Below are 24,545 nucleotides of genomic sequence, written 5' to 3'. Positions count from 1 at the left end.
AACGAAACTGGTGAAACAGATGTCAATAATGAAACGGGAAACTTTGCCTGAAGAATATATTCCCTATATACGCTACATCAACCAACATGTCGTTGCTTTAAATTCACGCTGTTTAATGGTTGTGATGGCTGTTGAGGGTATAAATTTTGACACTGCGGATATTGATCAATTAAATTCTTTACACAACCAATTAAACACCCTTTTTAAAAATATCGCAGACGAACGGCTTGCTTTATATTCTCACATCATCCGCCGCCGTGAAACGATATACCCAGAAGGTCATTTTCTTTCATCTTTTGCAACAACATTAGATGAAAAATATAAAAAGAAAATGGTTTCGCAAGAACTGTATAGAAATGATCTATTTATTTCACTGCTTTGGAATCCGGCCGCGGATAAAACAGAAAAGCTGGTTTCATTTTTTCAGCGCTTGAGCAAAGCCAAGAAAACACAATCTGAGCCCGATGAGGAAGCTATTCGTAAACTCGAAGAGTTAAGTCAAGATCTTATGCAAGGTTTGGAAGAGTATGAAGTCCGTCTACTATCAATCTATGAACATGAAGGACTTTTATTTGCCGAACAAAGTGAATTTCTCCACCAGCTAGTGGGGGGAAGACGTGAGCGTATTCCTCTCACATTTGGAACTATTGCTTCAACAATTTACTCGGATCGTGTTATTTTTGGGAAAGAAATTATCGAAATTCGCCATGAAAGCAATGAACGCTTTGTGGGCATGTTTGGATGGAAAGAGTATCCTTCTAAAACACGCCCAGGTATGACTGATGGTCTGCTTACGGTGCCATTTGAATTCATCTTAACACAATCCTTTGTTTTTAAAAGTAAGGCAGCCGCCAGTGCGATTATGAGCCGCAAACAAAATCAAATGATCAATGCAGCTGACCGTGCTAGCTCACAAATCGATGCACTGGATGAAGCGCTAGATGATTTAGAATCAAACCGTTTTGTTTTGGGAGAACACCACATTTCTTTAGCTGTTTTTGCTGATCATCCTAAAATATTGTCTGAAAACTTATCAAAAGCACGTTCCCATTTAACCAATGGAGGAGCCGTGATTGCCAGAGAAGATTTAGGATTGGAAGCAGCATGGTGGGCACAACTTCCTGGAAACTTTAGCTATCGTGCGCGTTCAGGCGCCATTACCAGCAGAAATTTTGCCGCTTTATCGCCCTTCCATTCTTTCCCTGTTGGCAAACTGAACGATAATGTTTGGGGAGCTGCTGTCGCATTGCTAAAAACACAGGCTGGTTCACCTTACTATTTTAATTTTCATTATGGCGATCTTGGAAACACATTTGTTTGTGGTCCATCAGGATCTGGTAAAACAGTGATTGTTAATTTTCTTCTTGCACAATTACAAAAACACAATCCAACAATGGTTTTTTTTGATAAAGATCAAGGAGCAGAGATTTTTGTACGGGCTGGAGGAGGGAAATACAAACCTTTAAAAAATGGGCAACCCACGGGTATTGCTCCCTTAAAGGGCATGGAATACACCGAAAAAAATAAAATATTTCTTCGTAATTGGATCTTAAAGCTGGTAACCGCTGAAGGGCAAATCGTAACGGAAGAAGAGCGACAAGATATCGCCAAAGCCATCGATTCCTTAGAAAACTTACCCCCAACCCAGCGCTCTCTTGGTGCCCTTCAACTGTTTTTTGACAACACATCCAAAGAAGGGATTGCCATACGGCTGCAACGCTGGATTAGAGGCAATGATTTAGGATGGGTTTTTGATAATGACCAAGATGATCTCAATTTAAATGCGCAGTTCATTGGCTATGACATGACCGATTTCTTAGATAATGAAGAAATTCGACGCCCCTTAATGATGTATCTCTTTCACCGCATTCTTGATTTGATTGATGGGCGGCGCATCATTATCGTCGTTGATGAATTCTGGAAAGCTTTAGAAGATGATTCATTTAAAGCTTTTGCGCAAGATCGGCTAAAAACAATTCGTAAACAAAATGGCATGATGCTCTTTGCAACACAAAGTCCTAAAGATGCTTTGAACTCAACAATCGCGCACACAATCATTGAGCAATGCCCCACCCAAATATTTTTTCCAAATCAAAAAGCAAATTACAATGATTATGTCGAAGCTTTCAAACTTACTGAGCGTGAATTTGAACTGATACAGTCAGAGTTAAGCAGAGAATCCCGTCGTTTTCTCATCAAACAAGGACAAAGTTCCGTCGTTGCAGAACTTAACTTACGTGGAATGAATGATGAGATCGCCGTTTTAAGCGGCACAACAAAAAACATTGAACTCATGAATGAAATTATCAACGAATATGGAGCTGCCCCTGACAAATGGCTGCCCATATTTTATCAAAGGAGAAAAAATCAATGAAAAAATATGGCTTAGTTACACTGTTATCTTTTTCTTTTATTTCTCATGCAATAGCGCAAACAACACCCGATGTAGATGAATATTATAAACAAGCACTCGAGAACACACAAAAATTAAATACTGCAAAATCTGAAACAGCTGAAAGCATTTATAAAAGTGCAACTGATACTGCAAAAAAAATTAAAGACATAAGTCAAGAACTTGAAAATATTAAATCAAAACCAGAAACAAAACCAGAAGAATTGCAAGCCCTTCGACAAGAGATTCAAGTAAAACTTTCTCTTCTTCAAGCAGGTCTTCAAGTAAGTTCTTTAAAACTTCAGTCTCTTGATATGATTCAAGCAAGAGATACGAAAACAAAAGATGAGCTACGTGAAGAAAAGGAACAACAAAAGCATAAATATCTTGAGGCACAATTAAAAGAAAAAGAAAAGAAATTAAAAGAAAAACTTGAAAGTACGAGTACAAATGTCAGACTTTAGTTTTTCTCCCTTTGAAAGCGTTTCTGGGTATATTTTAAAACCCCTCGATAATGTGATGGACACAACGGTGAGTGGGCTGTCTTCTGCTATTTCAGCGCCCTTAAATCTCGCCGCAATCATTTTTATCTTTCTTTATGGCTATAATGTTATGACAGGTCGCGTTGCCCTTTCCATGCATAGTCTTCTCAATAATGTTGTTAAAATCGTTGTTGTTACAACAATGGCAACGAATGCGGATACATTTAATACTTATGTCAAGGATATTTTCTTCAATGATTTATCCAATGCTATTGGGAATGCGCTTAACAGTAATCCTGCAAGCTCCAATGTTTTTGATTATATTTTGTTAAAGGCAAGTTCGCGTTATCAAGAAGTCTTATACAATGCTTGGTTTTTTGAAAAGATCATTGTAGGTCTTCTTGGTTCTATCATGCTTCTCGCGGTTATTCTTTTTTGTATAGGTGGTTTTATTGTGCAAATGTTTGCACAAGTTGCACTCGTCATGATTATAGGTCTTGGTCCTCTATTTATTAGTTTGTATTTGTTCAATGCAACGCGAAAATACTCCGATGCATGGATTACAACTTTGATCAATTTTACCATTTTACAAGTTCTCGTAATCATGCTTGGAACCATTATATGTCAAGTTATCCTACAGGTTCTCAAAGTTTCATATGAATCAATTTACGTTCTTTTTCCCCCTGTCATCGTCATTTCGATCATAGGAGTTATTATCTTCCGTGCGCTTCCTGGTATTGCAACAGCGCTGGCCTCTGGCGGACCATACTTTAACGCTGGTGTCTCTTCAGGAGGACAGATTTTTACAATGCTTTCCAATGGTGCAAGAGCGAGTGGCAATGCAGTAAAAAGTGCCACTTCACAAATCTCAGGAGCTGCCGGTAACGCTGTTAGAAGTGCGGCAGGGGCGGCAGCAAAAGCAGGTAAATATGGAGGCGGTCGTGGTCGATTTTAAGATAAAGCACCTCTTTAAAAGAATAAGCATTTTTGTTTTTGCCTTGTGTGCGCCCTTTGGCGTACACGCCATGATCCTGTTCCAGATAAGATCTAACATCTTGGGTCTAACAATAAAACCAATCAAAACCTTGCATCACATAAACTTGTAAAAATGTTCAGAACAAAGGCTCTCATGCATTGTATTCCAAGATATTTGTGAGTTCAAAAAATGAAACGAAAAATAACTTTTGTTATGGTCCTAACAATCGCTCTTACTGGTTGTGCCTCTTTGAGTGGCCCTAAAAAACCACCACGCTGTAATGGCAAACATACACGCGCTTTAAATAAAGATAAGTGGAATTGGGACAATAAAAACATTGTCTACCCAGAAAAGAGTGTAAAGCCTGTTACCACTCCCATCATTCTCAATACTTTGGAAAGTGAAAAAATAACAGCCAATTCAGCTTTATTAAAGCCGGTTATTCATGAAGCACGATCTGATAAAACTGTGGAGGTTATGCGTGAAAAGTGATGCCCTTGAAGAATATATAAAAGAAGCGCGCTCATTTGACATTGATCGCATGCATAGCATGCGCGTGCGGATGAAAATCTCCATGGCTTTAACAGTGCTTTTTGGATTGATGACAATTGCGCTGGCTTTAGCTGTCGCAGCTTTGACGCCTTTGAAAACGGTAGAACCTTTTGTTATCCGCGTTGATAACTCAACAGGCATTATTGATACTGTAAGCGCCCTAAAAGAATCCCCTAACGACTATGATGAAGCGATAACGCGTTATTTTGCCAGCCAATACGTTCGCGCTCGTGAAGGTTTTCAAGCATCAGAAGCAGAAAACAATTTTCGCTTAATCTCTCTTTTATCTTCTCCAAAAGAACAAAACCGTTTTGCAAAATGGTACGCGGGCAATAATCCAGAAAGTCCGCAAAATATTTATCATAACATGATTGCTACGGTCACAATCAAATCAATCTCTTTTATAAGTAAAGATCTTATCCAAGTTCGTTACTATAAAACGATCAGAGACTTGAATGAAAAAGAAAATATTTCCCATTGGATTTCAATCTTAAATTTTTCCTACGTGAACGCACACATTTCAACGTCTGATCGTCTTATCAACCCTCTTGGTTTTCAAGTATCGGAATATAGATCTGATCCAGAGGTGATAAAATGATCAGACTTTTACAAACAATCTCTTTAATTTTTACGATCACTGTCAGCTTTCACACAGTTCTCTCACTTGCAGAAACAGCGCCTGTCAGTGCACGTAAAGATAACCGCATCAGATTTGTCAATTATGACCCCTACAACGTCGTACAAATCATTGGCTCCATTCGCTCTTCGGTTCAACTAGAATTTGCCGTTGATGAAGAAGTAACCTATGTAGGAATTGGAAATTCGGTTGCTTGGCAAGTTGCACCGGCTGGACACTTTGTTTTTCTCAAACCACGTGAAGTCCAGCCTGTGACAAATTTACAAATTGTCACAAGCCGCCAAGATGGAACACAACGCTCTTATCAATTCGAGCTACAAGTCCGTGAAGGCGATGTTTCAGCCGGCAATGAGACGTATTTCTTAGTAAAGTTTCGTTATCCAGAAGATGAAGCCTTACGTAAGAAATTAGCCGAAGCAGAAAGAGAAAAACAACGTGAAGAAAACTTTGTCAATGATATTTTAAATATCCATGAAGATTTTGGACCACGCAATTGGGCTTATGAAGCTCAAGGCTCATCCCTTATTGAACCTGCTTCTGTCTATGATAATGGGAAAACAACAACCTTTACCTTTTTAGGCAACATTGAAATCCCTGCCATTTACATTGTATCGCCTGATGGGCAAGAAGCGCTTATTCCCAAATCGATTAAAGGCAACAAGGTTATTGTTCATGCAACAGCTGCACAATTCACGCTACGACGTGGGAATGAAGTATTGTGCATCTTTAACAAAAGGTTCGTACCAAAAGGAATTAATCCTGAAACAGGTACGACATCACCATCTGTACAACGTAAAGTGAACCTAGGAAGCAGCCATGAATAACACCGTGGATGAAAAAAGCATTAATGATCGCGATACAATAAAAAATGCTCAAGGGAAAAGTCAACAGAACAATGTGGGGAAAGCTATTGCTCTTATTATTCTTTTCAGTGTCTGTCTTTATTTAGCCTATTCAACACTTGTTACAGACAAAAAGCAACCAATTGAATCTTCAAAAGAAGGAAAAGTTATAAAACAAACAGAGCTTTTTCATCCTGCAAAGCCTACCCCTCCTCCCTTTGAACAGCCTCAACGAAATAACGCTCTATTACCAAAAGTCGAGCTACCAACACCAAACATCAATCAATTAAATTCTGATGACTCACTGCTGGAGGCAGCACAACGTGCTCCTGTATTAGCTTATGCAAGTACACAACAAGGCAAAATAGATTCACAAACAAATAATGGTGCTTTGCCTCACCAACTTGAAAGTAAACCTGATGAAACGACACAACGTTTTAATCATCTTCTCAAACCCACAGTGCTTGAAGGTATTCGTGCTTCAACCCTTGGCAATCGAAACTACATCATCGCGATGGGAACTTCTATTCCTTGTATTTTAGAAACAGCCATCAACAGTGATCAACAAGGTTTTGCCAGTTGTATCATCTCCAGAGATATCTTATCAGACAATGGTCGTGTTGTGCTTCTTGATAAAGGCACCCAAATTGTTGGTGAATATCGCGCCGGATTGAAAAAAGGCCAAACACGTCTCTTTGTACTATGGAATAGAGCAAAAACCCCTAATGGTATCATTATATCCTTAGCTTCACCGGCAACGGATGCTTTAGGGCGTTCTGGTATGGATGGAGATATTGATAACCATTGGCTCGAGAGGATTGGGTCTGCGCTTCTTGTCTCACTAATAAAAGATGCAACACACTATGCCAATAAACGTTTATCAAAAAAACAGGAAAAAGAAGAAACTGAAACAATTTCTTCAGGACAAAACATCGCAAACATTCTCGTAGAAAATTACGCCAATATTCCTCCAACATTATCCAAAAACCAAGGGGAAATGGTGAATATCTTTGTCGCCCGCGATTTAGATTTTTCCAGCGTTTATAAATTGAAAGTCATCGAAAACAAAAAACAGATTATCAATCGAGCTGTTTCAAGAAACTTTTACAAAAATTCGGCGGTAACTTTAGAATGAACTCAAACTTACATACCATGAGCGATGAAACCGTTGCGATTGTTCTCACAAAACTTGAACCCATCAGTGCTTTTTTGAAAGATGAGAGACTCTTTGAAATTGTTATCAATCGTCCCTATCAAGTCATGACTGAAGGATTTGATGGATGGAAAACAATAGAAGCACCGGGGCTCTCTTTTAATGAGCTTATGGGGATTGCGAAAGTTGTAGCATCCTATTCCAAGCAAAACATATCGGATAAAAACCCAATATTATCTGCAACGCTACCAGGCAATGAGCGTATTCAAATTGTCATTCCACCCGCTGTCGAAAAAGACACGATTAGTATGACAATTCGCAAACCGTCATCGCAGAGTTTTTCTCTCGAAGAGCTCGCCAAGAAAGGCCTCTTCTCGTTATGTGAACAGGTCTCTTTCACATCCTTGAATGACTATCATTCTCGTTTTAACGAACTCAAAATCATCGAGCATAATTTAGCCAATGCCTACTGTAATAAAGACTTTGTCTCTTTTTTAAATCAAGCTGTAGAATGCCAGAAAAATATTTTAATTGCGGGAAAAACCGGTTCGGGTAAAACAACATTATCAAAAGCATTAATCGCCAAAATCCCTCAAGAAGAGCGTATTATCACCATTGAAGACACGCAAGAATTGGTGATACCACACCCTAACCATGTCTCAATGTTCTATTCAAAAGATGGACAAGGCTTAGCCTCCGTTGGCCCCAAAGAGTTACTTGAATCATCTTTACGGATGCGTCCTGATCGTATTCTTTTGCAAGAACTTCGAGATGGTACAGCCTTTTATTATATCCGCAATGTCAATTCAGGCCATCCAGGTTCCATTACGACGGTTCACGCATCAACAGCACTTGCAGCCTTTGAGCAGATGACCCTTTTGGTCAAAGAAAGTGAAGGCGGTGGTGATTTAGAGCGTGATGATATTCGAGGACTGTTGATTTCAATGATTGATATCATCATCCAATGCAAACGGATTGAAGGAAAATTTAAGGTCACAGAAATTTATTACGATCCCTTCAAACAACGAAACATCTTTGGAGGTGACTAAAAGAAGATCACACCGGCTGCCAAAGGCTCTTTTAAAGCAACAATTGCAAATAAGAGAAAAAATGCATGAAAACCAACGAAACAGAAAATAGAGAAAATCTTTTATCGATGACAGAAGAAGAATTAAAAAAACGCCGTGAAGCCGTTGAAGCAGCCATCAGCACCCATGCGATAGAGGGAATAGCGCTTCATCCTACAACACTCAAAATTTTAGAAGAATACGCAAAGGGAAATATTTCACTCGAGGAATTTAACACTCTTATGGACAACGTAAAATTATAAGGAAGCTACGATGCCAAAAGCAAAAGCAAAGACAAAAAATATACAGATAGTTTCTCCCCATCATTATGTTTACCCAAACACCACAACACTCAAAAATAAATATGGAATAAAAGACTTAAAATCCTTTCTGGAGAAATGCTCACATGATACAGCAGAAGCAATGGTTAATTTGCGTGAAGCCCCCTTACCAGAAAAGTTTGATAGCTCCTATCTATGCTCTATTCATCACCACTTATTTAAAAATACCTTTGAATGGGCTGGATATATGCGCCATCTCCCCTTTACATTTGAAGATGGCACCATAGCCGCCATGCCCGAAATGAAAAGAACAGGATGGGAAAATCCTTTTGCACTCGGCGATGAAATCCAAGACGGTTTACAAAAATTAGATCAAACGCTTGCCGAAAAAGATAATTTGCAAGGCTTAACGCGCGAGAAATTTAACGCTGAAGCAATAAGCTTATTTAACACCCTTAACCAACTTCATCCTTTTAGAGAAGGCAATGGACGTACACAACGGGTCTTTTTTGAAAAGCTTGCTCAAGCAGCAGGGCATCAGCTTGACTTTTCACTTGTTACAAAAGAACGCATGATGCTCGCCAGTGTTGTTGTAGCAGAAAATGGTGATCTAGAACCAATGCAACATCTGTTTGAAGATATCTCTAATCCCAATAAAATACTTCTTTTAAAGGAATTCATGAGCAACATGAAAGAACTTGGGCGCAATGTTAATGATCGTCCTGTTATGGTTGCAAAAGAAGATGAAACCTACACAGGCACCTATAGGGGTGCTGGTTATGATAGCTTTGCTTTCAATGTGAAAGGCGCTTACATCATCGGCAATAAAGAACAGCTCACACCAGAACAACTCAAAACATTAAAACCTGGTGATAGATTTACCTTTACCGTTCCCAAAACAAAAAAGCTTGAAAGCATTCTCATTCCAGAAGAGAGATTAGCCCCTTTGACAGAAAATGAAACGGCCCAAATGGTTGCAGAAGATTCTTGTGTCCACGCAAGCCTAAAACAGGTCCAGCAATTGTCAAAAATTGTTTATGGTAGTACAAAAACATTAAACAAACAGATGGTAGAAATCATCAAAAATCCAAGCTTAGGCCAACAGCTCGCCAACCAGATTGAAAGAGCACCGCACTCTATTTCTCATCTTGCCGGTTTCAGTTTATGTGGACTACAAAATCAGACACGTGCAAACGCTAAAAATCATCTTGAGATGCTCTGTACTGCCGTTGTAAATTTTGCCCATGCAGTGAGACATGCTGAAAAGGAAATTACGCAAGAACATGCAACAGAACAAAGTCGCCTTGCAAAAATGGTAGAAATGCCAAGTCAAAGCTTGCAAAACCTCTTCGCCTTGCCAAAAGAATTACAACAAGAAGCTTTAGCAAAAAATCCTTTATGTCAAAAAGAGCTCAGCAACTTTGTAAAAAAGATCAACACCCGTCTCTCACCAAATGAACATAAAGCAGTTCAAAATAATGATTATGAAACATTGGCTCAAAGCATTGGTGTATCAGAAAATAAAGCCAAACAAATTACACAAATTATTAAGCAAACCAAAGAAGTACACCAGCAAGCACAAGTATGCACAATGCACCGTTCCAAAGCATTCGCTATGGCCTGCTAAGAATAGACAAAACCTTCCTCCTTAATGAGAAAGGCTCATAAGCGAAAACTGTTTGGCGTTATCTGCACCTTTGCAAAAAGAGATGAGAGTTCATATCACACACCTAGAAAAGAGCATTTCGCAACATATTCTGACAGAATTGAAAGTAAAATACAATGAAATATACCAAAACACAAATGGTACTCATTTTAACACCGATCGCTTTAGGTGCTTTAACGATATTCCTTGTCCCTCATTTTTTATTGTTTATAACAAATGGACTAAAAAGCGATCAAATTTATTGGACTCTTCGTTCTGAGCCTTTATTAGTCTTAGCACTAACGGCTGCTGTTTCATTGTTGTATAGTCTCTCGCAAAAACTACACCTGCGTAAAATGATCACTTTTGTCTCCGTTGTCTTTTTTGGAACAACCGCTCTTTACTATATTGGTGGTGAAATAAAACGTTTAAGTCCCTATGTTGGCCAACAAGGAATAACATGGGGCTATGCTCTTCAATTCATGGACCCCATGGTTGTTTTTGGCATCATCATTGGTGTTTTTTTTTCCATCATTCAATTCGTAACAACCCTTCCCCCTAAAAGTAAGGTCAAGCGTGCAAAAAAAGGTATTTTTGGTGAGGCCGCTTGGATGAATTTAAGAGAAGCAGCAAAAATCTTTCCTGCCAATGGGCAAATTGTTGTGGGTGAAAGATACCGTGTCGATCAAGATAATGTGTGCAACATTCCCTTTGCACCTGGCAATAAAACAACATGGGGAAAGGGTGGAACAGCCCCTTTGCTAACCTTTAATCTTGATTTTGGTTCAACTCATATGATCTTTTTTGCTGGTTCTGGTGGCTATAAAACAACAAGTACAGTAGTTCCCACGTGTTTAACCTATCCAGGGTCTATTATTTGTCTTGATCCTTCAACAGAAGTTGCCCCAATGGTCAAATTTGCGCGTCAAAAAATGGGAAATAGAAATGTCATTGTTCTCGATCCCAACTCATTGTTAACAAAAAACTTTAATGTCATCGATTGGCTTTTAGATGACAGCGTACCACGCACACAACGCGAAGCAAATATTGTAAGCTTTTCAAAGTTGCTTCTTACAGATAAAAAATCAGATAATTCTTCAGCGGAATATTTCTCAACACAAGCCCATAATCTATTAACGGCTCTTCTTGCTCATGTTGTATTTTCTGATGAATATGAAGACAGCGAGCGCAATTTAAAAACATTGCGTGGTATTCTCTCTCAATCAGAAACAGCTGTTGTTAATCAATTACGCATGATTCAAGAAACAACACCTTCTCCTTTTATTCGTGAAATGGTTGGTATTTTTACAGAAATGGCAGAGCAAACCTTTTCAGGGGTTTATACCACCGCCTCAAAAGACACCCAATGGCTTTCTTTATCCAATTATGCAGATCTTGTCTGCGGAGATGATTTTTTTTCCTCAGATATTACCAATGGCAATACAGATGTTTTTCTCAATCTCCCCGCAAGCATTTTAAACAGTTATCCAGCTATTGGACGTGTGATTATTGGCGCCTTTCTCAATGCCATGGTTACAGCAGACGGTAACTATAAAAAGCGTGTTTTATTTGTCTTAGATGAAGTTGATCTTTTAGGCTATATGAATATTTTAGAAGAAGCCCGCGACCGTGGACGTAAATACGGTACATCCTTGATGCTCTTCTATCAATCCTCTGGCCAGTTGGTCAACCACTTTGGAGAAGCAGGAGCACGTTCATGGTTTGAAAGTTGTTCCTTTGTCAGCTATGCTGCCATTAAAGATCTCCAAACTGCCAAAGACATTTCAGAACGCTGTGGCCAAATGACCGTTGAAGTAACCGGAACAAACAAATCAAGAGGTTTATCTTTAGGAAAGAGTTCATACAACGTCAATTACCAACAAAGAGCCCTGATTTTACCCCACGAAGTTATTCAAGAAATGCGTCAAGATGAACAAATTATTCTGATGCAAGGACAACCCCCTTTACGTTGTGGTCGAGCGATCTATTTTAGAAGAAAAGAAATGTTAGCCGCAGCTGCAAAAAACCGCTTTGCTCCACAAAAGAAAAACTAAAAAACACCCTCTAATGGAGGCAATGCATCAAAACAAAAACATCAAAGGATAAAAGCAGAGATTCTATCTCATAAAAGCCTATAAAGAAGGAATTCCCGCTTGATACAACAAGAAAAATATGGGGAAAAGTCTTTAAATGATGGTATTATGCCTGTGCTTACCAATGCCAATTTTCTTTATAAAGCACTCTCCTCATCTCCAAATAATAAATACCAATCATATCTATGCCTTGAGAATCCTATCAGGAAACTTTTGAAGGCACCGCTTTTATAGGGAAATTTTTCTACAAAAAAATTAAAAGACAATATGCATGAAAACAACCCAAATGAACCATTCTCTCTCAGTAAAAGAAAAAAATGCCAAGATAAAGATTGATACACTCAAAAACACCTACGAATTTGAGGGATTTTTTCCTCACCCAAGTCTCAACATCTCAAAACAATATGCGTGGGGGATTTTCAAACAAAAAGTTTAACACACTCTCATAGATAATGTAACATTATAAGGAATGTAACAATGCCCAAAGCAAAAGAAAAAACAAAAGGGATTCCCTCACCCCATAATTATATCTATCTTGGTACCCAAATTCTCAAAAATAGATATGGAGAAACAGATTTAAAACGTTTTCTGGAAAAATGCTCACATGATAGGCAAAAAGCCATGATCAATCTGCGTGCAGAACCCCTGCCAGAATATTTTAATTCAACTTATCTATGCCATATCCACCAACAATTGTTTAAAAATACCTTTGTATGGGCTGGACATCTGCGCCATATCCCCTTCGCATTTACAGACGATAGCATTGCCGCCATGCCAGAAATGAAAAGAATGGAATGGGGCAATAATTTTGCAACCGGTGAAGAAATCCCTGAACTCTTACAAAAATTAGATCAAACGCTTGCCGAAAAAGACAATTTGCAAGGCTTAACACGCGAAGAATTTGTCAAGGAAGCAACGAGTCTATTTTATTCTCTTCACAAAATCCACCCATTCATAGATGGCAATGAGCACACAGAACAAGTCTTTTTTGAAAATCTTGCCAAAGCTGCAGGACATCAGCTTGACTTTTCGCTTGTCACACAAAAACGTATGATGGCTGCCTGTAGCGAAGCAATGCAATATAGCAATACACAACTGTTGAAAGATCTTTTTGAGGATATCTCCAATCCCCCCAAAATACGTCTTTTAAAAGAATTTATGGACCACGTAAACAATACGGGACGCAACGTGGATGATCGCCTTGTTATGGCAACAAAGGCAGGAGAAACCTATATAGGAACTTATAAAGGTTGTTATTCAGAAAGTTTTATACTCGATATGCAAGGAACTTACATCATTGGTAGCAAAGATGATCTCACACCAGAACGATTAAAAACATTAAAACCTGGTGATATCATTACCTTTACCGCCCCCAACAGCAAAGAGCTTGAAAACACGCTTATTCCAAAAGAAACATTAGCGCCTCTCACAAAAAGTGAATGTGCCAAAACAGTTGCGCTAGATAGTTACGTTCTCAAAGCTCAAAAGCAAGTCCGAGCTTACGCAAAAACTGTTTATGGTGACGCAAACGTATTAAACGAACAGATAGAAGAGATTATTAAAAATCTAGAATTCGGCAGACAGTTTGCTAATCAGATTAAACAGGCACCGCACTCTGTTTCTCCTCTTGCAGGTTTTAGTATATGCGGTCTACAAAATCCGGCACGTGTACACGCTCGAAATTATCTTGATGTGTTCTCTCTTGCAATTGAGAATTATGTGTATACTGTAGAAGCTACCTATAATATAGTCACTCGAGACCATAAAATTAAACAAGAACGCCTTGGAAAAGCGGTAGAGAATCCCAGTCAAAACTTGCAAAATATTTTTGCTTTATCACCGGAAAAACAAAGAGAAATCTTGTCTCAATCTCCTCAATTATACCAAGAGCTCCGTACTTTTATAAACAGTTTAGAACATCGTCTCTCATCAAACGAATGTAGTGCGATCACAAACAAAGATTATGAAACACTTGCACAAAGTATTGGTATATCAGAACAGAAAGCACGAGAAATTACCGACATTGTTCAAAAAGCAAGGAACGCTCATAGCCAATTCTACACACGCACACAAAATCGTTCAAATACACTTGCTATGGCCAACTAAAAAATATGAAACTTTGTTTTTTTGTTTTAAACACCTATGTGGAAGAGATATTTTAATATTCTTATCATACATGCAAAAAACAGACTACTTAAGCGCCCTACCACCAATTTTGCACATAGCATATACACCATATCCAAAGCAATTGGACAGGATAATTGTTAATTCCTTTTAAACGTCATGATTACTACTGACGAAAGCTACAAAAGCCTATTTTATTTGTCTTAGATGGAGTCGATTTTCGTGGTTATATGAATATTTTAAAAAGAGCACTCATTTTACCCCACAAAGTTATTCGAGAAATGCGTCAAGATGAACAAATTATTCTGATGCAAGGCTCCCCTTCGCGATGTGGTTGAGCCATCTATTTCAGAAGGAAAGAAATGTTAGCCGCAGCTACAAAACACCACTTTACCCCACAAAAGAAAAACTACCCTCCATGATGCGATATTGACAAAAAATAACCGCCCGCATACAAGAAAAACAGGTTCAAAAAATCCATGATTTTTCTTTTTATATTTTCTGTTTTATATTTTGTGCATCGTTTTATCAGCTTTATCAGCGCCCATGGTCTTTAAAAAGTCTTTATAAAAACGCCCATACACCCAACCAATAGCGACACTAATATCTCCACTTGGAAAAGGAACCCATTTCTACAAAGTTTTTCATCTATAATTTATATAATAAATTGATTTATAAATGATAATTTATATTTTTTTGTTAAATAAGAGACTAAATAGCGTAAGATTCTCTCATCTTAAATCTGTTCCATGTCGTGTTGCATCAATCAAAACTCTGTCGCCTGCATGTCACAAGCGAGAGCCTCATGTAGAGTAAAACTGTACAAGAAAGGCATACCTTTTTATGAACCGTCTCTAAGGCCCAAGGTCTTGTCCGAAACATTAGGCACTCAAAGTATCTGAGGATACTGGCTTCTTTATGAAGCGTAAAAATGGGAAAGCTCAATAGATTTTATACACTTCATGGGGGACTTTAACGTTGTACTATTTATGAGCACCGTCGCCAAATGGGTGTGTTAAAAGATGTCTCTTTAAAACAAGCCCGTGAATTAGCACCCCAATGGTATTCTGTTTTACGTCAAGGGCGTTCCTCCATTAAAGAACATAATCAACAAAAGATTTGCCTTTGAGACAAGAAGTTCTCAAAACACCCACACGACAAACATCGATTTTCTCCCTCCCCCCCAAAAAACATCCAAGATATACACCAAAATGAATAAATCATTCTTATACAAGCTTTTCCCCCTTTACGATATCATAAAGTGTTCTATTTTAATGATAAAGCGCTGAAAAAGGCTTTTCTCCCCAACCAAAGAAAAGTTTTTATTCTCTTATGGGTCTTAAATCTTAAAGCAGCGCATACAATAAGAGCAACAACACAAAGTAAAAAACATTTTGTTGCAAAAATACACAAAAAAGATGTTCGTATGGCAAGATATTCATATGGAGCAATAAAAAAAATATAATGGAGAAAAATTTTTGATGACTGCTTTTGCCCATAGATTCACCAATCTGAGAGCTGTGTATGAAAAGTACCAGCACCATCCACTAACCAAGAGCGATTACACCCGCTATATCCACGCCCCTCATCAAAGCGCTCTTGCAAACAACTTTGTTAAAGGAAAAAACAACAATTTTAAGCAACATTTTTCTTTTTGACCTCTTCCTTACACCTCAAAAAACGAAGATTTTACCCAGAGTCAATTTTATAGAAAATCCATTTTCTGACCACTCATGGGCTTCATATCAGCGCCCTAAATACCAGCATTTTACAGTACAAGATAATAAAAACAAAGGAAACATCAGAAAAGCTTTTCAAAAGCATCACGAAACGATTTATACAACATCCATACACTGAAGGGAAAAACACTCCCTCTCATAACACCCAAAATCTCAAAAGAATACGCGAAGGGGAATTTTTCACATGCAGCGTTTAAGACGCTCATCAACCACCACCCTACCTACTTAGGAGAGATTACATGTTAGAGCAAAATTATCTATATAAAGGAACCAAAACACTCAAAAATAAATATGGCATCAAAGACCCTAAAAAACTGTATCAACGCAGTACCCATGACGTCACTAAAGCAGCCGTAAATTTTCGCCATGAACCACCCCCACAAAAATTTGATGCTTCCTATCTAAAACTAATCCACTGGAGCCTCTTCTACAAAACTTTTGAATGGGCTGGAAAAACCCGTGATACATCCTTTACATTTGAAGATGGCACCACTGCCCATATGCCGGCGATGCGTCCCAAAGCCTATGAAATTCCTTTTGCTATTGGACCGCAGATTCAAAAAGAACTAAAACAACTCGAAAAAACACTTAATGAAAAGAACAATTTAAAAGGTTTATTGCGCCAAGAATTTGCTGAAAGTGCCGCTGAAGTTTTTATGGCGCTCGAGCACGCACATCCTTTTAGAAAAGGCAATGGGCGCGTAAATCGAATGTTTATGGAAAAACTTGGACAAGCCGCAGGATATACCATTGACTTTTCTTTCATCACAAAAGAACGGATGACAGCAGCTTGTATTGAAGCTATGCAACATGGCAATCCCCAACCAATGAAAGATCTTTTTGAAGATATCACCCATCCGCAAAAATCCCTTGTTTTAAAAGAGTTCATCTCCCAAATGAGAAACGCTGGACTGGATGAAATTAACGATCGTGTTGTTGTTGCAGCAAAGGAAGATGTAACCTATGAAGGCATCTTTAGAGGTTTTTCAGCAGAAGGTTTTGTCATGGAAATAGAAGGGGCTTTCGTCGTCGGACACAAAGATGATCTCACCCCAGAACTCGTCAAAACATTACAAAACGGTGCCCGCTTCTGCTTTCAAAAAACCAACGTTCAAAGCTTAAAAGAAACACTGATCCCAAAAGAAACTTTAGCCCCTCTTACCCATGAAGAGTTATTCACAAGGATTTCAAATGACGCTTATGTTGAAGCGTGCCGAAAAGAAATCGAAAATTTATCAAAGACTGTTTATGGTAAAACCCAGGCCTTAAAGACAAAATTGGATATCATAACGGCAGCTCCAAACTTAGGAAATCAGTTTGCCGATGAAACTTTACAAAACCCTCAATCAATTTCTAAATTTGCTGGGAGTAAAATACTTGGCATGAAAAGTTCAAATCGCAGACAAGCCGAACAGGCTGTTCCACAACTCAGCCAAGCCCTTAAAAATTATGGCGCAATAACACAACAAACAAAAGATGAAATTCTAGAGCAACACCAAAGAGAACAAAATCGCCTGAACCACACTGTCGAAAAACCTGGAAAAAATTTACAAAACCTTTTTGCCTTACCAGAAGAACAACAAAGGGAAGCTTTATTGCATTCTCGTTCACTGCGACAAGAACTCCATACCTTTTCACGACAACTACACAATCGTCTATCCTCAGAAGATCGTAAAGCCATACAAGAAAAAGATTATACCAGACTAGCTTGCCTCCTTGGGACATCGGAAAGCAAAGCAAAAGAAATTGCGAATACTGTAAAGAACACCCAAGAAGCACAATGTCAAGCTCGCAGCTTGAAAGTTAGTCGCTCTTCATCGCTGGCTCTTACCGGCTAAAAACGCGTGAACTTTTGCCTTCCAACAGAACTCTTTATACCAATCATTTTATCTCCATTACGCCCACCAATTGTTTTAAAATGTTACAAAAGATAGTCCTAAAAATGAATCCTATAATTTACTATAACTTATTGATAATATTTCATAAAAAAACTGTATAAAAGACATAAATGTCCATTACATATCAATATGAATAGCGTGAAGTCTTTGGAGACCATTCAGTTTGATATTCTTCTTTTGTCCTAAAAATATCAAAAAAGTGGGGAATGCGCCAAAGAGGTTTTCTAAAAATATTGAAAGGAAACAGCCATGAAAAAAAGTCACCCAACTCCTTCTACCAATGTAGAGGAACTAAGACGACAATTTGAACAACAAAATCTAGAAACTTCTAATGTAGAAGACCTCTACGCAAAGGTTAATAAACCACCTAAAGAACAGCGCACCTCACAACAATATACACTTCAACAATCACCAGAAACGGTCTTTGCTCCCCAAAAGCCACTTGAACAACAAAATCTAGGAGCTTCTAATGTAGGAGACCTCTACGCAAAGGTTAACAAACCACCCAAAGAACAGCGCAACTCACAACAATATACACTTCAACAACCATCAGAAACGGCCTATGCTCCCCAAAAGCCACTAGGAAATCCCTATGATAGACTTGGTGAAAGACCAAGTGATGGGCGACGCACCGACAAACTCGTAAATCCCTATTCAATAACGGATTTGGCAGCACAAAATTGGCAAACACCCTACGACACAGTTGGTGAAGGTGCACAGGGTGGACGACATCCCCAAGAACCAGAACATCTCTATGCAGAGCTTGAAGTTGGTGAAAATGGTAGGCACTCTCCCCAAAGACCACTCGAATCCGTCTATGCAACGGTTGGCATGGGAGCTGAAGGCGGGCAAGAATCTGAACAACTAGAAAATCCCATCTATCAAGGCGTTGGCGGAGGCAGAATCTCCCCTCCCAGAACCCCAAAAGATGTGGTTACAACAAAGCTTTTAACAAGCGTAGACTTTCAATATGGTGTAAGAGAAACGCAAGAATGGTGCAGAGTTGTTTATGGTAACGAACATGCTTTGAATCAACAACTGGCTAAGATTCTTGACGACCCTCAAAATGCAGAAAAAGTCTTATGGAGCCTTGCAGAAAATCCTGAAAGCGCTGGTAAGCTTGCAGGTCACAAAATACTTGGTGTAAAATCTCTAAGCCGCAGAGAAGCTGAAGATGGTTTTCGTCCTCTTTGCTCAGCTCTTGAGAGACATATACATAATACACAAAAGCTCCATAAAAAGTTTACACGGGAGCATGAAAGAGAAAGAGGTCAAAGACAAGAAAGTCCAGAAAGAGATACAGAAGACAGACATTACCACCATCATCATCGTCACGCAAGAGGACAAGAACAAAATAGTCCAGAGCACAGCCCACAACAACAAAGACATGGAGAAAAAGGAATGGCTTTTGCCATGTAAGGGGAGCATAAACATAAAAACAGATAGTTTTTGTTTTTCATGTAATCTTTTTTTCAGTGAGTTTCTTGGTGCAAATCATTTTATCGTGATTGCACCAAGAGTTGTTTTAAAATATTACAAAAAATAGTTCTAAAAGTGGATCCTATAATTTATCATAACTTATTGATAAAATTTCATAAAAAAACTGTATAAAAGACACAAAGGTCCGTTACACTACTCCCGAATAGCGCGAAATCTTTGGCGGTCATTCAGTTGGATATCTTCCTTTATATAAAAGTTATCAAAACTAAAAGTGGGGAATGCACCAAAGAGGTTTTCTAAAAATATTGAAAGGAAACAGCCATGAAAAAAAGTCACCCACACTCAGAAGCCAAGAGCCAAGAGCCCCTCTATGCACAAGTTAATAAACAAAACAGAGGAAACCAGCGCACCCAAAACCAAGAAGAAGAGCTAATATACGCATCAGTTAGCGAAATTGACCCTCTTTCAAGAGGGAGACACCCTAAGCAAAGACAGCGAGAAACTGAAACCGATTACACAACGGTTGCTCCCCCAAAACGTGAAGAGGAAGTTCTATACGCATCAGTGAGCAGCGTTTCTCCTCTTTCAAGAGGGAGACACCATAATCAAAGACAACAAGAAACTGAAACTAACTACACAGAGGTTTCTCCACAACAAAAAGGAAGATCATCTTCACCTTCTCTCACAACTGACCAAAAGAGTGTCATGCTTTTAAAAAATCCTCACGTCCAAGCACATGCAGAAGAAGTCATACACTGGAGTAAAATTGTTTATGGCGATGATACGATTTTCCAGCAGCACTTGCAAGGAATACTTACAGATCCCACTAAAGGAAAAGAGCTTTCAGATCAACTTGCTGAAGATCCTGAGTCTATACATAAGCTTGCGGGCCGTACCGCACTTGGACTAAAAAGTCAAACACGCAAAGAAGCTGAAGAGGGTTTTAAATCGCTTGTTGACGCCATTGATGATTATACAAAGGCTGTAGAAAGAGCCACAGAGAGGCTATCGCAAACCCCTCTAGCGGAACAGAGACGCCATCATCATCATCACCATCATCACCATCATCGTCATCACGAAAGAGGACAAGAACAAAATAGTCCAGAACACAGTCCACAACGACAAAGACAAGGAGAAAAAGGGATGGCTTATGCCATGTAAGGGGGCATAAACATAAAAACAGATCAATTTTTGTTTTTCATATAATCTCTTTTTCAGTGAATTTCTTGGCGCAAATCGTTTTATTGCGATTGCGCCAAGAATTGTTTTAGAATGTTACAAAAAATAGTCCTAAAAATGTACTTTGTGATTGACCATAACTTATTGATAAAATTTCACAAAAAAACTGTATAAAAGACACAAATGTCTATTAAGCTGATTGCAAATAGCGCAGATCTTTGGAAGCTCATTCAGCTCGATATTTTTTTTGTCTCAAAGCGATCCAAGCATAAAAGGCAAGAATGCACCAAAGAGGTTTTCTAAAACAATTTTTGAAAGGAAACATGCATGAAAAAAAAACACCCTCATCCTTTTCCATCCTCTTCAATACAAGAACTTATAAAGCTCTATGAACAAGCGGCGGCAGAGGTCTCAGGCGCAGCCCCTCTTCCTAAAGAAACACCTTCAAAAAGCAAAAGACTGTCATCCATACCGGAAAAAGATGAGGAAAGACAATCTCTTTTAAGCGAAGAAACTGTACATGCATCAACAAATCCAACAGCTTCGTTAACAAGAGGCAGCTCTACCAAAAGGCAGCAAAAACCTGAAACGACACACTCAACAGTTACTTCACAAGTTACCCAAAGAACAACAAGAGTTCTCTCAGAGGAAGAAATCATTCTATTGCTTCCACACCATTCATTGGTTCGAACCTATCAAGAGGAAATCCAACGTTTATCCGCAAGTGCCTATGGTAACCCAAACATTTTGCAAGAAAAAATGCAGGAAATTCAAAGAAATCCCGCTGCAGGAGAAGAGCTCTCATGGCGCATGGCAGCATATCCTGAAAGTTTTGCTAAACTTTCCGGCACCAGCGCGTTGGGCTTCAAAAGTCGAGTACGTAGACACGCGGAAGAGAGTTATTCCGCTCTCAGTGTCACCGTTGATTGTTATACAGAAGCTGTAAAACAGGCAAGAGAGAGCCTCGTACAATCTCCAGAGCAAGAACTCAAAAACTATGAACGCTTCATGGGGAAGGAAGCCGTCGCTAAACTTCTGCAAAAACCAAATCATCGTGAAAAAGAAACTCTTTCAGAGACAGAAATTTCTACCCAAATTCAACAACATTCAAAAGTCAAAAGACACCTCGCCCAAATCCAATATTGGTGTAAAGTTGTTTTTGGGAACGAAAACATTTTGCAATCACAAACAGAAGAGCTTTTCCAAAACCCTGAAACAATAGAAGCACTCGCACAGCAACTTGTCGGAAATCCTCAATCTTTTCACAAGTACGCTGGTCATAACTTTTGTGGCTTTAAAAATAAAGCACGCAGACATGCTGAAACGGGTCTTTCTCACCTCATTGACGCCGCTGACAATTATGCAACAGCTGTAACACAAGTAAGAGAGAGCCTTTCAAAAACTCAGCAGGCAAAACAAGAACACAATGAAGCACCTTCTGACAGAGCGCAAAATTTGCATCAACAACAAAGCGTCTCACAGTCTGCTCAACGCGTTGAGCTTTCAACAGTAACGCATGAAGGAGCAACAACCTCTACTCAACAAAGAGAAACAGATGTTCGTCCTCGCAAAACTGCCGCCCCAAAAGCGATGGCTTTTGCCAGCTAAACAGACATAAGTTTTCACGTTGAATCTAACGTCTTGGCGCAACACAGGAAAGAGGTATTTGCGCCAAGAAAGAGAGAAAAATTGAAACAAAATTTATTTTTCTGTCCCTTAACCCAAACACTGAGAAAATAATCTTTAGAGAATGATTATGATCTGAACCATAAGAGTCAAATCGTGCGAGACCATTCAGTTTCATATCCTCTCTCATAAAAGCAAATGAAAAAGCATAAAACAGAATAAAAACCAACGTACATTTTTAAATAGTATTTAAAAACAATATTGGAAGAGTTTGAAAGGAACATGTATGAAAAAAAGAAATCCCTCCCCTTTTATCACCGAAATGATGGAAAAATTTCAACAACAGGCTGAACAATCCCCTACCAGAACCCCTCCTTCCCAAGTTTCTCAAAGTTTGCCAAAAGCAACTGTAGAAAAACGCCCAGAAAATTTATCCTCCCACCCAAAAGTTGCACCACCACCCCCCCCTCGTATGAAAAGCTCAGTGCAAACCAACACAATGTCTCCTAACGCCAAAAACCAAGAGACACCTCCCCCACAAAAAAAAGCAGCTCCACCAAAACCTCCGCGTGCAAAAGAGAGGCAACAACATAAACAAACAGTTCAAGAGTCCCCCTTCCTACAGACAAAAGTGGCTCCACCCCCTCCTCCACGCATGAGAGAAAAAACACAAACCAGCACAACAATCTCCAACTCAAAAATCCAAGAAAACTCCTCTCCGCACACAAAAGCAGCTCCACAAAGACCTCCACGTGCAAAAGAGAGACAACAACATAAACCGACAGTTCAAGAGTCCCCCCCCCTACAGACAAAAGTGACTCCGCCCCCTCCTCCACGCATGAGAGAAAAAACACAAGCCGACGCAAAAATCCTCAACTCAAAAATCCAAGAACACTCCTCTCCGCACACAAAAGCAGCTCCACAAAGACCTCCACGCGCAAAAGATAAGCAACAAAACAAAACAACAGCTCAAGAGGGAGAACATCTCTATGCAACGCCTGCTCCGCCCCTTCCCCCACGCATGAGAGAAAGAGTACAAAATGGCACAAAAATCCAAAATCCTGAAACACACGAACCAAGTGTTAGACCCAAAACACTATCACATATGAAAGTCAGGCAGCAAAGCAGTTCATCATCACAAGACAGTGGAACATATGCCGTCCCGCCTTCAAGAAAACCGCACCGTATAGAAAACAGAAAACAAAGCGATACTGTCGTCCAAAAGCCTGCCTCTCCACACACAGCAATTGAACAACCAAAACCGTCTCACGAACAAAAACCATCTATTAATACAATGGAAAGAGAGCTATTGCTCGTAGCATATCAAGAAGAGATACGATTTTTGTGCAAAAAGGTTTATGGCGACCGACTTATTTTAGAAGAAAAAATAGCAGAAATTAAAGAAAACCCTGATATGGGAGAACAACTCTTATGGGATGTTACAGAACAGCCTAAGTCTATTTCTAAGCTTGCTGGTAGAAAAGTTCTTGGCATAAAAAATCATGCGCGCAAACAAGCTGAAGAAGCTCTTCCCACCCTATGTGCTGCCATTAACGGTTATGTGTATACTTCAAAATATACAAAAAGTGAAAATATTTTACAAGGTTCTCACACGGAACAACAACATCAGCGACAAGCACAAGAGGAAGAGCTAACAAATCAACATTTACAAAATCCGCTCAATTCAGAAAAGAAAATACAGCCTCTCTCAAATGAGGAAATTGCCCGCAGAGTTCAAAAAGATCCATCGGTTCAATATGGTCAAAGAGAGATCCAATATTGGTGCCAAATTGTTTATAAGGATCCATTTATTTTGCAATATAGAATAGAAGATATGCAAAAAATTCCAGAGATGGGAGAAGAGCTTGTATTTCAAATTGAAAAGGATTGTACATCTGTTTCTCCGCTTGCTGGTAGACAAGTCCTTGGCATAAAAAATGGAGCACGCAAAGCTGCTGAAGAAAATCTTCCTACTCTTTGTACCGCCATTAAGGATTATGCTGAAACTGTAAAACAGTTAAGAGAAGGCATTGTGCAAAACCATCAGGAAGAACAACAAAAACGTCATCAACCACCTACCGATCTCGATAAAAAGTTGCAACAGCAGCAAAGCTTATCGCAGCCCCCAAAGCTGCCTGAACGCTCAACAGCAAAGCGGCATCAAGAAGTTGCAGAAACTTCTAGACAGGAAGACCAGCCGCATGTTCGACCGCACAGAGCCGAAACATCAAAAGCAATGGCTTTGTCGTGACAGTCTAATCATCGTTGGCTTTTCATCCAAAACTTTGGTGCAATTATCTTGCCAAGATTGCACCAAAGACGGTGTATGAAATACAGAAAATTTTGAATAAGACACCCCATTATTTTACAGAATTCATTGATAAAATTTCACGATAATACTTTATAAAAATTACAAACT

Annotated in this window: 17 protein-coding genes and 2 pseudogenes; all 19 read left to right on the top strand. The window is 39.1% G+C overall.

Annotation, left to right across the window (positions count from 1 at the left end):
• Positions 1-19: 19 nt before the first annotated feature.
• The 19 genes and pseudogenes from ACFINZ_RS05240 (at position 20) to ACFINZ_RS05150 (ending at position 24,377) form a co-directional block, all read left to right on the top strand.
• Positions 20-2,374: a VirB4 family type IV secretion/conjugal transfer ATPase gene (locus tag ACFINZ_RS05240; RefSeq protein ID WP_375634398.1), complete on the top strand. Its 2,355-nt coding sequence runs from the start codon at positions 20-22 to the stop codon at positions 2,372-2,374.
• Positions 2,371-2,856 carry a type IV secretion system protein VirB5 gene (locus ACFINZ_RS05235; protein ID WP_375634362.1) on the top strand — a complete coding sequence of 162 codons (486 nt, stop codon included), beginning with the start codon at positions 2,371-2,373 and terminating at the stop codon, positions 2,854-2,856. The genes ACFINZ_RS05240 and ACFINZ_RS05235 overlap by 4 nt, the downstream gene beginning before the upstream one ends.
• Entirely contained in the window at positions 2,843-3,829 is a 987-nt protein-coding gene (locus ACFINZ_RS05230; protein ID WP_375686172.1) for a type IV secretion system protein, read from the top strand. Before ACFINZ_RS05235 ends, ACFINZ_RS05230 begins: the two co-directional genes overlap by 14 nt.
• Positions 3,830-4,039: 210 nt before the next feature.
• Complete coding sequence (locus ACFINZ_RS05225) at positions 4,040-4,342, top strand: type IV secretion system protein VirB7 (protein WP_375701206.1); 303 nt, start codon at positions 4,040-4,042, stop codon at positions 4,340-4,342.
• Positions 4,296-5,000 carry a virB8 family protein gene (locus ACFINZ_RS05220; RefSeq protein WP_375618279.1) on the top strand — a complete coding sequence of 235 codons (705 nt, stop codon included), beginning with the start codon at positions 4,296-4,298 and terminating at the stop codon, positions 4,998-5,000. Before ACFINZ_RS05225 ends, ACFINZ_RS05220 begins: the two co-directional genes overlap by 47 nt.
• A complete protein-coding gene (gene virB9, locus ACFINZ_RS05215) occupies positions 4,997-5,863 on the top strand; it encodes a P-type conjugative transfer protein VirB9 (protein WP_375618280.1) in 867 nt (288 codons plus the stop codon). Before ACFINZ_RS05220 ends, virB9 begins: the two co-directional genes overlap by 4 nt.
• The gene (gene virB10 / locus ACFINZ_RS05210; RefSeq protein WP_375612191.1) at positions 5,856-7,016 is read left to right on the top strand and encodes a type IV secretion system protein VirB10; all 1,161 of its coding nucleotides are present in this window, start codon (positions 5,856-5,858) and stop codon (positions 7,014-7,016) included. The genes virB9 and virB10 overlap by 8 nt, the downstream gene beginning before the upstream one ends.
• Positions 7,013-8,083, top strand: coding sequence for a P-type DNA transfer ATPase VirB11 (gene virB11, locus ACFINZ_RS05205; protein WP_375676826.1), 1,071 nt, complete (start codon positions 7,013-7,015; stop codon positions 8,081-8,083). Before virB10 ends, virB11 begins: the two co-directional genes overlap by 4 nt.
• 65 nt (positions 8,084-8,148) lie before the next feature.
• Positions 8,149-8,364 (top strand): antitoxin VbhA family protein, encoded by a 216-nt coding sequence (locus tag ACFINZ_RS05200; RefSeq protein WP_375610603.1) that lies wholly within the window; start codon positions 8,149-8,151, stop codon positions 8,362-8,364.
• A 10-nt stretch (positions 8,365-8,374) separates the two neighbouring features.
• Positions 8,375-10,009 (top strand): BID domain-containing T4SS effector, encoded by a 1,635-nt coding sequence (locus ACFINZ_RS05195; protein WP_375701205.1) that lies wholly within the window; start codon positions 8,375-8,377, stop codon positions 10,007-10,009.
• Between the two features lie 155 nt (positions 10,010-10,164).
• On the top strand, positions 10,165-12,081 hold the full coding sequence (gene traG / locus ACFINZ_RS05190; protein WP_375634755.1) for a Ti-type conjugative transfer system protein TraG: 1,917 nt from the start codon (positions 10,165-10,167) through the stop codon (positions 12,079-12,081).
• A gap of 516 nt (positions 12,082-12,597) precedes the next feature.
• On the top strand, positions 12,598-14,226 hold the full coding sequence (locus ACFINZ_RS05185) for a BID domain-containing T4SS effector (protein ID WP_375684067.1): 1,629 nt from the start codon (positions 12,598-12,600) through the stop codon (positions 14,224-14,226).
• Positions 14,227-14,474: 248 nt separating this feature from the next.
• Positions 14,475-14,666 (top strand): annotated as a pseudogene (locus ACFINZ_RS05180) (type IV secretory system conjugative DNA transfer family protein); the annotation flags it as partial.
• Between the two features lie 575 nt (positions 14,667-15,241).
• Positions 15,242-15,361 (top strand): annotated as a pseudogene (locus ACFINZ_RS05175) (integrase); the annotation flags it as partial.
• An 861-nt stretch (positions 15,362-16,222) separates the two neighbouring features.
• Positions 16,223-17,821 carry a BID domain-containing T4SS effector gene (locus ACFINZ_RS05170; RefSeq protein WP_375636859.1) on the top strand — a complete coding sequence of 533 codons (1,599 nt, stop codon included), beginning with the start codon at positions 16,223-16,225 and terminating at the stop codon, positions 17,819-17,821.
• Positions 17,822-18,130: 309 nt separating this feature from the next.
• A complete protein-coding gene (locus tag ACFINZ_RS05165; protein WP_375636860.1) occupies positions 18,131-19,300 on the top strand; it encodes a BID domain-containing T4SS effector in 1,170 nt (389 codons plus the stop codon).
• 342 nt (positions 19,301-19,642) lie between these two features.
• Positions 19,643-20,482 (top strand): BID domain-containing T4SS effector, encoded by an 840-nt coding sequence (locus ACFINZ_RS05160; protein ID WP_375680090.1) that lies wholly within the window; start codon positions 19,643-19,645, stop codon positions 20,480-20,482.
• A gap of 345 nt (positions 20,483-20,827) precedes the next feature.
• Positions 20,828-22,108 carry a BID domain-containing T4SS effector gene (locus tag ACFINZ_RS05155; RefSeq protein ID WP_375684066.1) on the top strand — a complete coding sequence of 427 codons (1,281 nt, stop codon included), beginning with the start codon at positions 20,828-20,830 and terminating at the stop codon, positions 22,106-22,108.
• A gap of 304 nt (positions 22,109-22,412) precedes the next feature.
• Positions 22,413-24,377: a BID domain-containing T4SS effector gene (locus ACFINZ_RS05150; protein WP_375684065.1), complete on the top strand. Its 1,965-nt coding sequence runs from the start codon at positions 22,413-22,415 to the stop codon at positions 24,375-24,377.
• Positions 24,378-24,545: the final 168 nt, after the last annotated feature.

Origin of the sequence: Bartonella sp. AA81SXKL, from assembly GCF_042196945.1 — a bacterium.
Lineage (GTDB): Bacteria > Pseudomonadota > Alphaproteobacteria > Rhizobiales > Rhizobiaceae > Bartonella.
The sequence above is the reverse complement of the archived record's forward strand: the minus strand, read 5'-3'. Positions and strand labels throughout refer to the sequence as shown.

Bases quoted from the DNA above. Each gene is read 5' to 3' on its own strand.
- ACFINZ_RS05225 (WP_375701206.1), top strand. From the start codon at position 4,040: ATGAAACGAAAAATAACTTTTGTTATGGTCCTAACAATCGCTCTTACT.
- virB9 (WP_375618280.1), top strand. From the start codon at position 4,997: ATGATCAGACTTTTACAAACAATCTCTTTAATTTTTACGATCACTGTC.
- ACFINZ_RS05185 (WP_375684067.1), top strand. From the start codon at position 12,598: ATGCCCAAAGCAAAAGAAAAAACAAAAGGGATTCCCTCACCCCATAAT.
- virB10 (WP_375612191.1), top strand. From the start codon at position 5,856: ATGAATAACACCGTGGATGAAAAAAGCATTAATGATCGCGATACAATA.
- ACFINZ_RS05200 (WP_375610603.1), top strand. From the start codon at position 8,149: ATGAAAACCAACGAAACAGAAAATAGAGAAAATCTTTTATCGATGACA.
- ACFINZ_RS05160 (WP_375680090.1), top strand. From the start codon at position 19,643: ATGAAAAAAAGTCACCCACACTCAGAAGCCAAGAGCCAAGAGCCCCTC.
- ACFINZ_RS05150 (WP_375684065.1), top strand. From the start codon at position 22,413: ATGAAAAAAAGAAATCCCTCCCCTTTTATCACCGAAATGATGGAAAAA.
- ACFINZ_RS05230 (WP_375686172.1), top strand. From the start codon at position 2,843: ATGTCAGACTTTAGTTTTTCTCCCTTTGAAAGCGTTTCTGGGTATATT.
- traG (WP_375634755.1), top strand. From the start codon at position 10,165: ATGAAATATACCAAAACACAAATGGTACTCATTTTAACACCGATCGCT.
- ACFINZ_RS05235 (WP_375634362.1), top strand. From the start codon at position 2,371: ATGAAAAAATATGGCTTAGTTACACTGTTATCTTTTTCTTTTATTTCT.
- ACFINZ_RS05155 (WP_375684066.1), top strand. From the start codon at position 20,828: ATGAAAAAAAAACACCCTCATCCTTTTCCATCCTCTTCAATACAAGAA.
- ACFINZ_RS05165 (WP_375636860.1), top strand. From the start codon at position 18,131: ATGAAAAAAAGTCACCCAACTCCTTCTACCAATGTAGAGGAACTAAGA.
- ACFINZ_RS05170 (WP_375636859.1), top strand. From the start codon at position 16,223: ATGTTAGAGCAAAATTATCTATATAAAGGAACCAAAACACTCAAAAAT.
- virB11 (WP_375676826.1), top strand. From the start codon at position 7,013: ATGAACTCAAACTTACATACCATGAGCGATGAAACCGTTGCGATTGTT.
- ACFINZ_RS05240 (WP_375634398.1), top strand. From the start codon at position 20: ATGTCAATAATGAAACGGGAAACTTTGCCTGAAGAATATATTCCCTAT.
- ACFINZ_RS05220 (WP_375618279.1), top strand. From the start codon at position 4,296: ATGAAGCACGATCTGATAAAACTGTGGAGGTTATGCGTGAAAAGTGAT.
- ACFINZ_RS05195 (WP_375701205.1), top strand. From the start codon at position 8,375: ATGCCAAAAGCAAAAGCAAAGACAAAAAATATACAGATAGTTTCTCCC.